Source organism: Methylobacterium symbioticum, from assembly GCF_902141845.1.
Classification (GTDB): Bacteria; Pseudomonadota; Alphaproteobacteria; order Rhizobiales; family Beijerinckiaceae; genus Methylobacterium; species Methylobacterium symbioticum.
Genome location: NZ_CABFPH010000131.1, coordinates 1 through 13,726, shown reverse-complemented (window position 1 = coordinate 13,726; position 13,726 = coordinate 1). Strand labels below are relative to the sequence as shown.

General features: G+C 71.0%; 10 protein-coding genes and 1 pseudogene. All 11 read right to left on the bottom strand.

Annotated features, from left to right (window positions below; translation table 11 throughout):
- A partial coding sequence (locus MET9862_RS25805) for a two-partner secretion domain-containing protein (RefSeq protein WP_142585826.1) occupies positions 1 to 909 on the bottom strand: 909 nt, incomplete at its 3' end.
- Between the two features lie 52 nt (positions 910 to 961).
- Positions 962 to 2,737: a ShlB/FhaC/HecB family hemolysin secretion/activation protein gene (locus MET9862_RS25800; RefSeq protein ID WP_142585825.1), complete on the bottom strand. Its 1,776-nt coding sequence runs from the start codon at positions 2,735 to 2,737 to the stop codon at positions 962 to 964.
- 464 nt (positions 2,738 to 3,201) lie between these two features.
- Positions 3,202 to 3,543 carry a hypothetical protein gene (locus MET9862_RS25795; RefSeq protein ID WP_185157007.1) on the bottom strand — a complete coding sequence of 114 codons (342 nt, stop codon included), beginning with the start codon at positions 3,541 to 3,543 and terminating at the stop codon, positions 3,202 to 3,204.
- Between the two features lie 75 nt (positions 3,544 to 3,618).
- Entirely contained in the window at positions 3,619 to 6,378 is a 2,760-nt protein-coding gene (tssH, locus tag MET9862_RS25790) for a type VI secretion system ATPase TssH (RefSeq protein WP_142585824.1), read from the bottom strand.
- A complete protein-coding gene (tssG, locus tag MET9862_RS25785) occupies positions 6,375 to 7,400 on the bottom strand; it encodes a type VI secretion system baseplate subunit TssG (protein WP_142585823.1) in 1,026 nt (341 codons plus the stop codon). Before tssG ends, tssH begins: the two co-directional genes overlap by 4 nt.
- Positions 7,397 to 9,367, bottom strand: a complete 1,971-nt coding sequence (tssF, locus tag MET9862_RS25780; protein ID WP_142585822.1) for a type VI secretion system baseplate subunit TssF — start codon at positions 9,365 to 9,367, stop codon at positions 7,397 to 7,399. Before tssF ends, tssG begins: the two co-directional genes overlap by 4 nt.
- 64 nt (positions 9,368 to 9,431) lie before the next feature.
- On the bottom strand, positions 9,432 to 9,980 hold the full coding sequence (tssE, locus tag MET9862_RS25775) for a type VI secretion system baseplate subunit TssE (protein ID WP_142585821.1): 549 nt from the start codon (positions 9,978 to 9,980) through the stop codon (positions 9,432 to 9,434).
- A 236-nt stretch (positions 9,981 to 10,216) separates the two neighbouring features.
- Positions 10,217 to 10,699, bottom strand: coding sequence for an Hcp family type VI secretion system effector (locus MET9862_RS25770; protein WP_142585820.1), 483 nt, complete (start codon positions 10,697 to 10,699; stop codon positions 10,217 to 10,219).
- Between the two features lie 329 nt (positions 10,700 to 11,028).
- Complete coding sequence (gene tssC / locus MET9862_RS25765) at positions 11,029 to 12,540, bottom strand: type VI secretion system contractile sheath large subunit (RefSeq protein ID WP_142585819.1); 1,512 nt, start codon at positions 12,538 to 12,540, stop codon at positions 11,029 to 11,031.
- A 51-nt stretch (positions 12,541 to 12,591) separates the two neighbouring features.
- The gene (gene tssB, locus MET9862_RS25760) at positions 12,592 to 13,119 is read right to left on the bottom strand and encodes a type VI secretion system contractile sheath small subunit (protein ID WP_142585818.1); all 528 of its coding nucleotides are present in this window, start codon (positions 13,117 to 13,119) and stop codon (positions 12,592 to 12,594) included.
- A gap of 363 nt (positions 13,120 to 13,482) precedes the next feature.
- Positions 13,483 to 13,726, bottom strand: a pseudogene (locus tag MET9862_RS29665) (hypothetical protein); the annotation flags it as partial.

Here is a 13,726-nt window from a genome sequence, read left to right as displayed (position 1 = left end):
CGCCGCCTGGCCGGCGCCGGCCTGGCGCGTCGCCCCGCGCGCCGACGCGTTCAGGCGGCCCGAGACCGTGACCGTCCCGCCCTCGCCGCCGCCGAGCACGATCGCGCCGTTGCGCCCGCTGACGCTGCGCGCCTCGACGAGGCCCGAGAGGTTGATCGCGTTGCGCGCGGCATCGCGCGCGGTGGCCGCCTGCATCTCGACCCGCCCGCCCGTCGCGCTGATCCGGCCGCTGTGCCGGATCAGGGCCGCGTCCGAGCCGTCGCCCTTCGAGGGGACCGCCACCTGCAGGAAGCCGTCGCCCGACAGGTCGAGGGTGGCCTGCTCGCCCGCGCCGAGGCCGACCCGGCCCATCGGCACGCTGATCACGCCGCTGTTCTCGACCCGGCCGCCGAGCAGCGCCGCGTAGCCGCCCTGCTGGATCGCGATCGTGCCGGCGTTCGACACGGCGGCCGACTGGCCGCTGCCGCGGAAGATGCGCCGCCCGGCGACGAAGTCCTGGTCCGCGATGTCGAGCGAGGAGGCGACGAAGCCGCCGGCATTCACGCTGCCGGTCGGGGTGATGGCGATGCCGTTCGGGTTGACGAGATAGACCTGCCCGTTGGCGTTGATCTGGCCGGCGATGGTCGAGGTCGCCGAGCCGGTGACCCGGTTCAGCAGCGCCGAGGCGGCCGAGGGCTGGCTGATGTCGACGCGGGCGCCGGCGCCGACCGAGAAGCCCTGCCAGTTGACGATCGCGGTCGGCGTCGTCTGCTGGATGGTCATCTGGTTGGCCGAGGGCGTCGCGATGCCGACGCCGCCATAGACGGTGCTGGCCCCGTGCGGCAGCTCGCCGGCGACGAGGGCGGCGGGCTGGGTCAGGGCGGTGCCGGCCAGAAGCGCCTTGATCAGCGGTTTGCAGGTGCGGTTCATCGGGCGATCTCGGCGGGCGATCTCGGGAGGACGATGGGGCGGCGCGGCCGGCTCAGAAGCGGACCGAGCCGAGCACCGTGAAGCGGTTGGCGTCCGGCAGCGCGTCGTCGCGGAAGCGGCGGCCGAACTCGAGCGTCAGGGAGGTCAGCGTGCCGGTGGGCTCGGCCTGGCTGATCAGGCGCACGCCGAGGCCGACCGAGGAGACGTGCAGGCTCGCCCGCTCGACCGCGGTCGGGCGCTCCAGGTAGAGCGCGCCGGTGGCGCCGAACACGTAGGGCGCCACCGAGAGCGGCAGGCCCTCCGGGTTGGCGGCGAAGGGGGCCGAGAGCTCGCCGCGCACCAGCCAGCCGCTGTCGCCGCCGAGGCTGCCCGCGTCGAAGGTGGAGAGTTCCTGGAAGGAGGCGAAGCCGATCTGCTCGCTGCGCGGCAGCGCCTGGCCGAACGAGGTCTGGCCGCGGGCGTAGAGGGCCATCACCAGGGGATCGAACAGGGGCTGGGTGTAGCTCACCACGGCGTCGAACTTCTGGAACTCGGCATCGGCGCCGAGCCGCGAGAGCGGCAGGATCGGCGTGGCGTCGGCGGCGCTGCGCGCGCCGAGCCCGTCGAGCCCGAGCGAGAGCGTGGCGCTGCCGGCGAGCACGCCGCCATTCTCGAAGCGCAGGTCGCCGAGCCCGCTCAGGCGCAGGATGCGCAGCCGGTCGAGGCTGAGCGGGGCGAAGGCCGGCGCCACGTACAGGCCGAGCTCCTCGCGCGTCGCGTCGAAGGCGGCCTCGGAGTAGAAATTGGCCGTGCGGCTGCGCAGCCAGGGATAGCGCAGGCGGAAGGACAGGCGCTCGTAGTCGCTCGCCGTCTGCAGGTTGGCGAGCCGCGGCGCGGTCTGGCTCTTGGTCGCCTCGAAGTTGAAGGTCAGGCCATCGGTGCCGAGCGGCAGGATGAAGCCGCCCGCGAAGGTGCGCAGGCGCGGATAGTCGCCGAACGAGCCGCCGATGCCGTTGGCGTCGCTGCCGCTCGGATTGCCGAAGCTGCGGAAGTAGAGCGTCTCGCCATAGCCGAAGGCGGTGTTGACGTCGAAGCCGCCGCCGAGGGTGAAGCCGCCGAGCGGCCGGCCGACGGTGTTGTCGCCGCCGAAGAACCCGGTGACCGGCTTGTAGACCGCCTCGATGATCAGGTTCGTCGCGCCCTGGGCCGAGCTCGGCGCCAGCGTCGAGCGCAGGGCGGTGCCGGGGGTGTCGCCGGCGAGCAGCAGGCGGCGCTCGATCTCGCCGATCTGGAGGTCGCGCCGGCCGACCAGCGGCTCGAGCAGGAGGGCGACGCGGTCGCGCACCGGGTCGGGCACGTTCCGGAAGTCGATGCGGTCGATGTAGCCGGTGACGACCACGAGGCGCAGGCGCCCGCCGTTGCGCAGGGTCTGGGCCGGCAGGACGACGCGGGTGAGCACGGCGCCGGAGCGGATGATGGCCGCCTCGAGCTCGCGGGCGGCGACGAAGATCTCGGCGGCCGGGATCTGGCGCCCGGTCAGGCGGCTCTGCAGCGTCGCGACCTCGGCGGCGAAGGCCGGCGGCGCGTTCTCGACCGAGACGCCCGACAGGCGCACGCTCAGGCGCTCGGCGCCGGCGGGGGTTCCGAGGCCCGGCTGGCCGGAGAAGACGAGGCCGCCGCCGGCGCTCTGCTGGCCGGGGCGGAAGCTCGGCGGCGTGATCTGGCTGGCGGTCTGGGCGCCCGCGCCGCCGATGCCGAGCCCGCCGATCACCAGCCCGAACAGGGCCGTCCGCGCCAGGGCCGTGCCCGTCGCGAGCCCGTGGCGAGGGGAGAGCCGGGTCTCATGCATCCCGGGCGCCCGGCGCGTTCTTGCAGGAGGGAACATCGAGGTTTCCGTATTCAAGGCGAGCCGGCATTGAAGGACATCCGGTTACGGATCGACGAACCGGGCGTTTTCTTCGTCTGCCGGCGCATGACAGTACAGTCGATGTCCGTCGTAATCGTGTGCGTGCTGTCCGGCACGCAGATTCCGTCGGACACCGTCGGTCCTGGGTCATGCGCTGCGAAATATAGATGATGCGCGCGGCCTGATGTACCGCACTTCTCGCACAATTTCGGATTGAACCGGGCCGGTACTGATTGAATCCGGGCCGTGTGCCCAATTCGCCACAACCCTAAGGTCGGCTACACGGTGCCCAGTCGACCTCATTGCTGCACCCGGGCCCGCGCGTCATCGCTCATTTGGGGGAGAGCGGGCGTCCGAGACCGGCCGATCCCGCAGCGGCGCGCTGCCTGAGCTGCGGCGGCGCCTCCTCACGGGGCGGGCTTCGTCTCCGTCCCGGCCCCTTGCCCGGCCCCTGGCTCGGTGCCGGTCTCGGGGTCGTCCTCCCGGTAGAGGCTGCCCCATTCGGCCTGCCACAGGCCGTCGGGATCGATCACCACCATCGGCACTTGGAAGTCGTTGGCGAACTTGATCGCCGCCCGGAAGGCCTCCTTCAGGGGCATCTCGGCGCTGCGGAAGCCCTTCGGGAGGCGCCCGCCGCTGGCCGAGGCCGGGCAGGTGAGGGTGCCGGACTGCTTCTCGCCGTCCCGCGCCAGCGTCAGCGCCAGGGCGTCGGCGGGCGGTTCGTCGACCTGTTCGAAACGGTTGGGCACGGCGCGTCTCCAGGTTCAGCATCCGGCGGGACAATCGGACGGGCCCCGGCCCGGATGCGGCCGGGGCGGCCGCCGTCAGGCGTCGGGCGCGGGATCGCCGGCCTGCGGCCCGCCATCCTGCACCGCGTAGGCGAAGGCCCCGTCCGCGACGGTCACGGCGATCGCGGCGACCGGCCGGCCCTCGAGGGCGCGGTTGAGCAATTCCCGCGACAGCTCGGGCAGCAGCGTGTTCGTGACGATGTTGTCGATCATCCGCCCGCCCGAATCGGGGTCGTTGCAGAGCGAGACGATGTGCGCGACCACCGCCGCGTCGTAGGCGAAGGCCGCGTCGTGGTTCTCGCGGATGCGGCGGCCGATGCGGTCGAGCTGGAGGCGGACGATGCCGCCGAGCATGTCGGGCGAGAGCGGGAAATAGGGGATCGTGACGATGCGCCCGAGCAGCGCCGGGGGGAAGACCTTCAGGAGCTGCGGGCGCAGGGCGACGGCGAGCGCCTCCGGGTCGCTCGCATAGGCGGGGTCCTGCGCGAGCTGCACGATCGTGTCGGTGCCGACGTTGGAGGTCAGGATGATCAGGGTGTTCTTGAAGTCGATCCGCCGGCCGGTGCCGTCCTCCATCACGCCCTTGTCGAAGACCTGGAAGAAGATCTCGTGCACGTCCGCGTGGGCCTTCTCGACCTCGTCGAGCAGGATCACGCTGTAGGGCCGGCGCCGGACCGCCTCGGTCAGGCGCCCGCCCTCGCCGTAGCCGACATAGCCGGGCGGCGCGCCCTTGAGGGTCGAGACGGTGTGCGCCTCCTGGAACTCGCTCATGTTGATGGTGATCATGTTCTGCTCGCCCCCGTAGAGGGCCTCGGCGAGCGCCAGCGCCGTCTCGGTCTTGCCGACGCCGGAGGGGCCGCAGAGCATGAACACGCCGATCGGCTTGTTCGGGTTGTCGAGCTTGGCCCGGTTGGTCTCGATGCGCTTGGCGATCATCGCGAGCCCGTGCGACTGGCCGACCACGCGCCGGTTCAGGATTTCCGGCAGGCGCAGCACCGTCTCGATCTCGTCGCGCACCATCCGGCCGACCGGGATCCCGGTCCTGTCGGAGACGACGGAGGCGACCGCCTGCTCGTCGACATGGTCGTAGATCATCCGCGCCTCGGGCTCGATCGCCTCCAGGGTGGCGGCCTTGGCCCGCAGCGCCGTGCGCCGCTCATCGGCGCTCTCGGGCACCTGCGGGGGCGGCGCCGCCTCGCCCTCCAGGTCCGCGCCGACCGGCCCGGCGGCCTCGGGCGCCGCGGCTGGGGCGGCGGGCCCGTCCGCCTGCTTCGCCAGGGCGGCGCGCAGGGCGCGGATCTCCGTGACGAGGCCGGTCTCCTCGGCCCAGGCCGCCTCGAGCCGGGCGAGCTTGTCCCCGAGATCGGCGATCTCGCCGTCGAGGCCCGCGAGCCGCGTGGGATCGTCGAGGCCGAGATCGCGGTCGGCCGACAACGCCGCGCGCTCGCTCTCCTTGGCGCGGATCGCGGCGCGGGTATCGGCGATCGCGGCGGGCACGGCGGTCTGGCTGATCGCGACCCGGGCGCTCGCGGTGTCGAGCAGGCTCACCGCCTTGTCGGGGAGCTGGCGGGCCGGGATGTAGCGGTGCGAGAGGTTGACCGCCGCGACCACGGCCGCGTCCGAGATGCGCACGCCGTGATGCGCCTCCATCGGCGCGAGCAGGCCGCGCAGCATGTCGGCGGCCTGGAGGATGCCCGGCTCGCCGACCTGGATCGGCTGGAACCGGCGGGTCAGCGCCGGATCCTTCTCGAAATACTGGCGGTATTCGGCCCAGGTGGTGGCCGCGATGGTCTTGAGGGTGCCCCGCGCCAGCGCCGGCTTGAGCAGGTTGGCGGCGTCCCCCGTGCCGGCCTGGCCGCCCGCGCCGATCAGGGTGTGGGCCTCGTCGATGAACAGGATGATGGGCTTCGGCGAGGACTGGACCTGGTCGATGACCGAGCGCAGGCGCTGCTCGAACTCGCCCTTCATCGAGGCCCCGGCCTGCATCAGGCCGATATCGAGGGCGTGCAGCCGCACCTCGCGCAAGGCGGGCGGCACCGCGCCCGCGGCGATGGCCTGGGCGAAGCCCTCGACCACCGCGGTCTTGCCGACGCCGGCCTCGCCGGTGAGGATCGGGTTGTTCTGGCGGCGGCGCATCAGCACGTCGATGAGCTGGCGGATCTCCTCGTCGCGCCCGCGCACCGGGTCCATCTCGCCAGCCTGCGCCTTGGCGGTGAGGTCCTGGGAGAAGCGGTCGAGGGCGGTCTGGCCCTTCTGCGCCGCGGCGGCCGGGGTGCCCGCCGCGACCGGCCCGGCCCCGTCCATCGGCCGGAGGTTCTCCTCGTCGGAGCGCGCCCAGACCGAGCGGTGCTCGCTCATCAGGGTGTCGACCGGGATCCGGCCGAACTCGGGCGACAGGCCGAGGAGCGCGCGGCGCAGCTCGTTCGACTTGAGGGCGCCGATCAGCAGGTGCCCGGAGCGGATCTGGGTCTCCCCGAACAGCAGGGTGGCGTAGTGCCAGCCGCGGTCGAGCAGGTCGACGATGTGGTTCGAGACCGCGGGCATCTCGGTCTCGTTGCGCCGCAGGGCATCGACCGCCTTGGCGAGGTCGGCGGCCAGCCGCCCGCGGTCGAGCTTGTAGGCGTCGGCGGTGAGGGCGAGGTCGGAGGCGTCCTGCCCGTGCAGGCAGGCCAGCCAGTGGGCGAGCTCGACGTGACGGTGCCCGGCCGAGCGGGCCTGGCGCAGGGCCTGGATGAAGGCGTCGTAGCCGACCCGGTTGAGCTTGCCCGTGACGGTCTCGAGGCTGATGTCGCTCACGATGCACTCCCTACGCGCTGGCTCGCGCGACCGACCCGCTCGGCTGGATGGAAGCGGGCGTCGCGCCGGTGGGAGCCGCCGGACGCGTCGGCCCCGCTGGCGACCCAGCTGGTGTAGCCGAGGCGCCCGGACGTCCCGAGGCGCAGCGGCTCGACGGCGGCGACCGGCAGGGCCAGCTCCACGTCCCAGTCGAGCTCGTCGCCGAGGTAGAAGAACACGATGTCGGCGAGCATCCGGCAGCGTTCGCCGCCCGGCAGAAGCCGCTCGTAGGCGGGCAGATCCGCCGCGTAGATGCGCAGGCGGATGCGGTCCTCGACGGAGAACACGCTCTTGCCGAGGAGCAGGTCCTGCCCGAGGCGGGCATTGGCGCGGCCGAGGCGGGAGCGGTCGGCCGGCTCGAATTCGAGGAAGGTGCCGACGAATTCCTCGACCTCCGCCGTGACGCCGAGGAGGCCCGACAGGGCGTTGCGCAGGCGCGAGCCCGAGCGGGCGGCCGGGGCGAGCAGGCCCGCGAAGGCGATCTTGCCGGCATCCGGCACGGCATCGAGGTCGCGGAAGACCGGCGAGCCCAGCCCGATCGCGGCCCCGACATAGCTCTCGAAGCGGTCGGCCGCCGGGTGCTCGTGCTGGGCGATCGGGCGGGCATCCGCCCAGGCGCGGTAGAAGAGCTGCAGGAAGCGGTGGTTGATCACGTCGAGGAAGCGCGGCAGCGCGTCGTCGCGCTCCAGCAGCCAGCCATAGGCCTCGTCGGTGGTGGCGAGGGGCAGCGCGCCCTGCGGCCCGAGCAGCCCGAGGAAGCGCACGAACAGGCGCAGCCGCTCCGCCCCGTCGCGGTCCGCCGCGCCGATGGTGGAGGCGGGGAAGTCGAGGAAGGGGTTCTGCCCCAGCGTGACGCTGTCCTCGCGCCGGCTCGCGCTGTCGCCGATCCGGGGGCGGTCGGGGAAGCTGCGCTCGATCCGGCGCAGGGTCGCGAGCAGGTCGTGGGCCCAGGGCTCCGCGAGGAGGCGGTCGGCGAAGCTCACAGCAGCCTCCGCCCACCCGCCCGCGGGGGCCCGCGCAGGATCTCGCCCCGCTCCACGGTGCGGATCACCGTCTGGGTGAAGTGGTTGAGCGAGGCGTACTCGGCGAGGAAGCGGTCGAGGATCGCCCCGAGCAGGTAGGGGCCCGTGCCCTCGAAGGCCTTGTCGTCGAGGGTCACGGTCACCTCGGTGCCGCGCGCCGTGCCGGTGCCGATGCGCTGGCGCAGGCGCCGCACCACGGGGCGGCTGTCGACGCTGCGCAGGCCGCGGATGCGCCGCTCGACGGCGCTGTCCGAGAGGTCGGCGAACAGCATCAGCGCCTCGCGCAGGGCGGCGGCGCCCCGCCCCGCCCCCGCCTCGACGAGGCCGAGGCGGTTCAGGCTGAGCAGGCTGATCAGCCGCCAGGAGACGGTGCCGGTGAACAGGGTCTCGGAGCGGCCGTGGCGCTGCGCCACCACCGGCTCGCGCGGGCGGGTCGGCCCGGCGACGCAGACCACGTCGAGGGCCTGGTCGTCGGCGAGGCGGAAATCGGCCCCCGCCTCGCCGACGGGCAGGAGATCGGGCAGGTGCCGGTTCGAGCAGAGGGCGCGCACGCTGAGCTCGGCGACCGCGCTCTCGTCGTCGAGCCCCGCGGGCTCGATCAGGGACAGGAACAGGTCGGTGCCCGTGTAGTCGGAGGCGGTGCCGAAGTGCCGCTCCTTGCTCGTGCGCCGCCGGGGCATGCGCCGCACGGTGTAGAACAGGCCGGTGGCCGCCGACGCGTCCGGCGGCGCGTAGAGGGGCTGGACCGGGATCTTGCCCGGGCGCCCGGGCTGGTGGGCGTAGACCTGCAGGATCCGGTGCGGCTCGAAATCGAGGGTGCGGCTGCGGTCGGGCACGAGATGGTACTCGTGCTGGTTCGCGCGCACCGCGACCCGGTCGAGGCTCATCTCGAACAGGTTGACCGCCGGGACGGCGTAGAGGGCGAAGGCGTCCGGCCGCACGGCCGAGCCCAGCCGCGGGCTCGCCTCGTCGAAGCAGAACACGATGTCGAGGCTGCGCGCGCGCACCGCCTGGAGCGCGCGGTGCAGCCGGGTCAGCCGGAAGCCGAGGAACTTGCGCGGGAAGGCGAAGTATTCGCGCAGCAGGTCGAAGCCGTCGAACAGCCGGTCGTCCTTCGGGATCAGGGCCTCGCCCGGGCCGAACCCGACCGGCTCCAGGGTGTCGACGGGCAGGGCGGCGAGCACCGGATCGCCGAAGGCATCGAGGTAGCGCAGGTAGATCCCCGTGCAGTCGGCGAAGACCTGCTCGTAGATCGCGACCGCCTCGGCCTCCGGCCCGACCAGATGGACCGGCAGCGTGTCGAGGGCGCAGCCCGCGAACCAGGTCTCGGGATCCGCCGCCCGGCCTGCCCCTTGTCCTGCCCCTTGCCCCGCCGCCTCGTCCTCGGCGGCGCCGGTGCGGTGCACGAGAGTCAGCCGCAGGCCCGCCACGACGTCGCTGCCGCCGATGCCGAGCGCCTGGAGGGGGCCGGGATGGCTGAAATACTCCGCCGCCGCGATGTCGAAGGGCCAGAGCCGCAGGTCGTCGGTCGTCCGGAAGCGGCAGGCGATCTGGCGCTCCCGCTCGCGATAGGTCGCATCGAGATGGGCGCCGCGCGGGATCCGGGGGCCGTCGCGGAGCGCCGGATCGCCGAAGGCGGGCTTCACCTTCGCGAGCAGCACGGAGGGCGTCGGGGCGAGGTAGTTCGGGACGAGCTGTTCGAGGAGGTTCTGGGTGAATTCCGGGAATTCGTGCTTGATCTTGAGCTGGACCCGGGCGGCCAGGAAGGCGGCGCCCTCGAGAAGCCCCGTGATCAGCGGATCGCCCTGGCCGTCGAGAAGGCCGCCGAGGCGCTCGGCGATGCCGGGATATTCCTCGGCGAAGTCGCGCGCGTGCTCGCGCAGGAAGCCGAGCTCCCGGTTGTAGAGATCGAGGAACTCGCGGTTCACCGGGCGCCCCCCGATCCACCCATTCCCCGCCCGGTCGTCCCTGGATCGGTCGTCCCTGGCCCGCTCATCGCTGCGCGACCCGGATGCGGCCGGTATCGCGCTCGAGATCGGCGACGAACTCCACGGGGACGTTGAGCGGGTCGGCCCGGATCTCGGCCCGCACGAGGAAGCGCAGCTTCAGCTCGGCCGGATCGACCGTGGTGTCGCGGCGCGCCGTGATCGATCCCGATGCGAGGCGCGGCTCGAAGCTGCGCAGGGCCGCCTCGATCTCGGCGGCGATGCCGTCCACGCCGCCCTCGTCGATCGTCATCCGGGCGATGTTGACGAAGCCGTGGTTCAGGATCGAGCGGCGGATCTCGGGGAAGGCGTCGAGGTCGAGGTCGGCGGCGAGGTGGACCGCGTTCATCAGCCGCTCGAGATCGCGCGCGACGCTGCGCTGCAGGTCGGCCGCGCCGACCGCGATGCGCGGGCTGGTCCGGCGCCCGGCGACGATGCGGCCGCCCTCCTCGTCGCGGATGTCGAGGCGCAGCCGGGCGTCCCGGTCGCGGTTGGCCGCCCGGAACACCTCGATCAGCGGATTGCGGACGCGTCCCGCATCGGCCCTGGCGGCCATGTCCTCGCTCCTGAACGCGCCATGTCCCGCGGCGGGACGGGATGGCCCTGTACGGGGAGGGCGCCGTCGCCGCCTCGCGGCGGCCGGCGCCCCCCCTTTGGATGTCGAGACGGGAGCCGCCGCCCTGGAGCGCCCTCAAGCCGAAGTGGATACCGGTTCGGCGACAGAGAGTGCGTGAAGACAACGGCTCCGGGGCGAGCGCCCGACGGGCGCGCGCCCCGAGCCTGCGGCGGCGCTCAGCCGGCGACGTTCTTGGCGATGTGCCACTTGTGCTCGGTCTCGGCGCCCTTGCTGCCGTCGGCGTTCTGGACGGCGTACTTCACGTGGAAGGTGCCGAAGTTCAGCGTCACGTTCTCCGTGAGCCGGTCCTCGCCGCCCGAGCCGCCGAGGGAGACGTGGGTGACGATGATGTCCTCGAGGTCCACGGTGAGGTACTCGAGCGGCTTCTCGCCGGCCTTGCGGACGATGAGCTTGCCCTTCTTGATGTGCTTGCCGTTGCAGCAGTGCTGGAACAGCGTCGCGCTCGACTTGTCGATGTACTTGGTGATGCTCAGGTCCTGAACGCTGACCTTGCCCGCTCCCGAGCCCGATCCGCCATGCGTGGTGCCCGACTGGGCGGCGCCCCACGACCAGGCGAGAACGTCGATCTCGTCCTTGTATTTGTGATCCTGGGACTCGCCCTTGATCCCGTCCAGCTTGAGGAAAATATCAACGGCCATGGCTGCATCCTTTATCGCGTTGTCGTCTTTGTTATCGCGTCGACACAACAGATGGTAGCAGCGGCTTGGGTCGCGGATGCTTCCGGCCGCCGGTCGGATCGGGATCTTCGAGGCCACATCGAAGACGTGTTGAAAATCCCTATCCGGAATTCAAGAGGATTTTCCGACAAAACGCGGTGTGAAACATCACGTTCTGGGCCGGTTTTTTCCGGGATACCGATTTGGGGCACCCGTACCGGCCGCTTTTTCTGTTCAGTCCGCGGCCGGGGCCCCGTCCGTGACATCGCTCCGGGGCCGGAGCGACCGCCTTCCGGGCTGGTCCCCGGACGCTACTGCTTCGGCGCCGGAAGCCTGGAGACGAGGCTCATGCCGATATCCATGCCTTCGAGCTGGTAGTGCGGCCGCAGGTAGAACTTCGCGGCGTAGTATCCCGGGTTCTCCTCGTCGGCGAAGATGTCGACCCGGGCGGCGGAGAGGGGCTTGCGGGCCTTGGTCTGCTCGCTCGAATTGGTCGGGTCGCCGTCGACGTACTCGTTGATCCACTCCTGGAGCCAGCGCGTGAGCTGGTCCTTCTCCTTGGTGGCGCCGATCTTGTCGCGCACCATGCACTTCAGGTAATGGGCGAAGCGCGACACGGCGAACATGTAGGGCAGCCGCGACGACAGGTTGTCGGATGCGGTCGCCTCGACGCCCTTCTCACCGAAATACTGCTTCGGCTTGTACAGCGACTGGGCGCCGATGAAGGCGGCCTTGTCGGTGTTCTTGCGGTGGATCAGCGGGATCAGGCCCGACTTGGCGAGTTCCGCCTCGCGCCGGTCGCTGATCGCGATCTCGGTCGGGCATTTCAGGTCGACGCCGCCATCGTCGGTCGGGAAGGTGTGGCAGGGCAGGTTGATCACCTCGCCGCCCGACTGCACGCCGCGGATCCGCACGGTCCAGCCGCAATCCTTGTAGGCCCGGTTGATGTTCACCGCCATGGCGTAGGCGGCGTTCATCCAGGCGTACTTCTCGCCGGCATGGCCGTCGGTATCCTCCTCGAAGGCGAATTCCTCGACCGGCTCGGTCTTGGCGCCGTAGGGGACCCGCGCCAGCACCCGCGGCATGCACAGGCCGACATAGCGCGAATCGGGCAGGTCGCGCAGGCTCTTCCACTGGGCGTAGTCGGGCGTGTCGAAGATCTTGCCGAGGTCGCGCGGATTGGCGAGCTCGGTGAAGGCGTCCATGCCGAGCAGCGTCGGCTCCGCGGCGGCGAAGAACGGCGCGTGGGCGGCGCTGGCGATCTTGCCGAGCTCGCGCAGCAGCTGCACGTCCTGCGGCAGGTGGCTGAAGTAGTAGTCCGAGATCAGGCAGCCATAGGGCTCGCCGCCGAGCTGGCCGAACTCGGCCTCGTAGACCTTCTTGAACAGCGGGCTCTGGTCCCAGCGCGCCCCGGGAAAGAGACGCAGGTTCTTGAACAGCTCCTGCTTGGAGACGTTCATGACCTTGATCTTCAGGGTCGTATCCGTCTCCGAGTTGAAGACGAGGTAGTTCAGCCCCCGCCACGCGCTCTCGATCTTCTGGAACTCGGGCGCATGGATGATCTCGTTGACCTGCGCGGTCAGCTTCTCGTCGATGCGGGCGATCATCTCCTCGATCGTGTCGAGGACGTCGTCCTTGATCAGCGAGGTATCCGACAGCGCCTCCCGGATCAGGGTGCCGACGGCGTTCTCCACCTCCGTCGCCGCCCGCTCGGTGCGGGGCTTGAAGCTCTGCTTCAAGAGGTCCGCGAACTCGCTCGCCTCCGCCGTCTGATGTCCGGCGGACGCGGCGCCTTGCGCGAGCTCAGTACTTTCCGCGGCCATCGATGCGCCTCTCAGGTCAGGATTGGAGCGGGGCGGGGCGAGGCCCGAGCCTTACGGCTCGGACGGCTCGGGCTTGTCGGAGGGGGCGGCGAGACGCGCCTTCAGCGCCTCCATCAGCGCCGGGTCCTTCAGGAGCGCCTTGATCTGGTCGCTCGCGGCGACCTTGCCGTCCATGTAGCGGAGCAGGTTCGAGAGCTGCTCGCGCGCCTCGAGCAGGCTGGCGAGGGCCGGAACCTGCCGGGCGACCGCGGCGGGACCGAAATCGTCCATCTTCTTGAAGTGCAGTTCGACCGACATCTTGTTGGCCTCGTCGCCCGAGAGCCGGTCCTTGACGTTGAAGCGCATGCCCGGATCGATCGCGGCCATGCGCTGCTCGAAATTGTCCATGTCGAATTCGAGGAACTTGCGGTCGGCGACGTCGGGCTTCTCCACCGTCGAGGCGTTGCCGGAGAGGTCCGACATCACGCCCATCACGAAGGGCAGCTCGACCTTGCGCTCGGCGTCGTAGGGATCTTCGTAGGTGATGTGGACGCGCGGCGGCCGGTTGCGCTTGATGAATTTGTGGCTCGAATCGGCCATGTGAGCAGCCCTCCCGTAGAATCCATGTGGAGGCGCACAGGTTGCCTCAGGCAACCCGGTACGCAGATTCTCTACACAGCGCGTGCCCTACGTCGCAGGCAGCAACCCAACAAATTTTCTCAGTGCACGCAAGAGGCAATTTCGGCCGGACTCTGTGTTTTCCAGTAGACGAACGCGTCTCTGAGGGCAGGAATTTTCGCATAGGTTGCCGTGTGACTGTCTGTATCGCCTATGCTGCGAGACCGAATTGGGCGGTATCTTTATAGGTGGCTCGCGGCCGCGCCCTGGAAGCCGAATTGTCGCGAGATGACGCGTGATCTCCCCGGTCCATCCCGGGTAAAAGATCTGCCGGTTACTTCACGATCACTCGGTCTCGCCTGCGGGCAGGACATCCTTGAGGATGGCGAGAAAGTCCCGGTCGGCGAAACCCGCCGCCTTCTCGAGGAGGAGCGGGATCGGGCTGGCCGGCTCCGCCCGCCGGAAATGGCTCCCGACCTCGCGCAGCAGCGCGACGGCCTCCGCCCGCGTCGCCGCGCGGAAGGCCGGCTCGGGGGCGGCCTCGGCCCCGGCGGCCTCCGCGTCCCCGCTCCCGGGCGTCTCGGCGGGC